Raw genomic sequence first — 1,114 nt, 5'->3', positions numbered from 1 at the left:
GGCGCTCGGCGAGGACGCGCACGGCGCGACGCCGGGCGTCCGGGTCGGCGCGCCGGCTGCGGATGCGGGCCGCGGTCCGCTCCGCCACGAGCGCCGTCGCGTGCGCGACGAGGTCGATGCGGCTGGGGAAGCTGTGTCGGAGGGATCCCGTGCTGAGGCCCGCCTCGGCGGCGACCGTGCGGACCGAGACCCCGCTCGCGCCGTCGCGGCGGATGACCCGCCAGACCGCCTCGGCGAGCTCGTCCTCGCGACGGGCGTGGTCGATCAGGCGCGGCATGGCGTCACGGTAGCACCGCGATCCGGACGGCTCGCGGCGGCCCGGCGAACGGCCGTCGAACGGTAGCGTCGAGGGGATGAGCGCCTTCTCCCCGCCCTGCGGGCCCGTCGTCGGCTGGGCGGACGGCGAGGTCGTCCGCGCCACCGGCATCCCCTACGCGACCGCGGAGCGCTTCGCCCCGCCCGTCGCGCACCCGGACTGGACGGCGCCGCGCGACGCGACCTCCTGGGCGCCCGCCTGCCCGCAGGCGCCGATGGCGGACCTCGACGCCGTGCTCGGGAGCTTCTCCGGGCTCGCCGTCGACGAGGACTGCCTGCGCGTCTCGGTCACGATGCCGCGCGACGCGGGGCCGGACGCCGCGCTGCCCGTCATGGTGTGGATCCACGGCGGCTCGTACGTGTCCGGGGCGGGGGACGTGCCGATCATGGATCCGGCGCCCCTCGTCGCGGAGCAGCGCGTGGTGGTCGTCACGGTCACCTACCGCCTCGGGCTCCTCGGCTACCTCGGCGACGGGCGGGACCGGCCGGCGAACCTCGGCCTCCTCGACCAGCTGCAGGCGCTCCGCTGGGTCGCGCGCAACGTCCGCGCGTTCGGCGGCGACCCGGACCGCGTGACCGCGTTCGGGCAGTCGGCGGGGGGTGACGCGGTCGCCCACCTCATGGCGGTGCCGGAGGCCGCGGGGCTGTTCCGTCGCGCCATCGTGCAGAGCGCGCCGCTCGGCATCGCGCGCGGTCGGCGCCGGATGAACGCGGCCATGGCGCGCGCGACCCGCGGCCTGACGGCGAGCATGCCGGTGGAGGACGTGGTGGCACGCCAGGCCGCGGCGGAGCGCGCCGC

At 77.8% G+C, this 1,114-nt stretch carries 2 protein-coding genes; one reads left to right on the top strand and one right to left on the bottom strand.

Going from position 1 to position 1,114, the window contains the following annotated elements; translation table 11 throughout:
• The coding region (locus tag Q6969_RS15865; protein ID WP_317231304.1) for a TetR family transcriptional regulator at positions 1-277 on the bottom strand (277 nt) is incomplete at its 3' end.
• Positions 278-353: 76 nt separating this feature from the next.
• Here Q6969_RS15865 and Q6969_RS15860 point away from each other — a divergent pair.
• Positions 354-1,114, top strand: a 761-nt coding sequence (locus Q6969_RS15860) for a carboxylesterase family protein (protein ID WP_317231303.1), incomplete at its 3' end; no start/stop codon positions are given.

Origin of the sequence: Clavibacter sp. MX14-G9D (assembly GCF_032917815.1) — a bacterium.
Lineage (GTDB): Bacteria > Actinomycetota > Actinomycetes > Actinomycetales > Microbacteriaceae > Clavibacter > Clavibacter michiganensis_K.
The sequence above is the reverse complement of the archived record's forward strand: the minus strand, read 5'-3'. Positions and strand labels throughout refer to the sequence as shown.